At 62.0% G+C, this 332-nt stretch carries 1 protein-coding gene; it reads left to right on the forward strand.

Annotated features, from left to right (window positions below; all coding sequences use genetic code 11):
* On the forward strand, positions 1-332 hold a 332-nt coding region (locus CC207_RS18280; protein ID WP_143496134.1), incomplete at both ends, for an AMP-binding protein.

A 332-nucleotide genomic window follows, 5' to 3' on the forward strand; every position in this document is an offset into this window, starting at 1 on the left:
TCGGCGTTCAAGCCGCTGATGCGGGTGGCCTGTGACAGTGCTGATGATCTGGCACTGCGCTATGTGATCTTCGGTGGCGAAGCCCTGGATGTGGCGGCACTGCAACCGTGGTTCGAGCGTTTCGGCGAGGACTGCGACAACCTGATCAACATGTACGGCATCACCGAGACCACGGTCCATGTGACCTACCGGCCGATCCGCTTCGCCGATACGCAACAGCCGGGCAGCCCGATCGGTGCGGCGATTCCGGACCTGTCGATGTATGTACTGGATGCCGATTTCAATCCGGTGGCCAAGGGTTGCACGGGCGAGCTGCACGTCGGTCATGCCGG

The organism is Pseudomonas sp. DrBHI1 (assembly GCF_002205115.1).
Classification (GTDB): Bacteria; Pseudomonadota; Gammaproteobacteria; order Pseudomonadales; family Pseudomonadaceae; genus Aquipseudomonas; species Aquipseudomonas mosselii.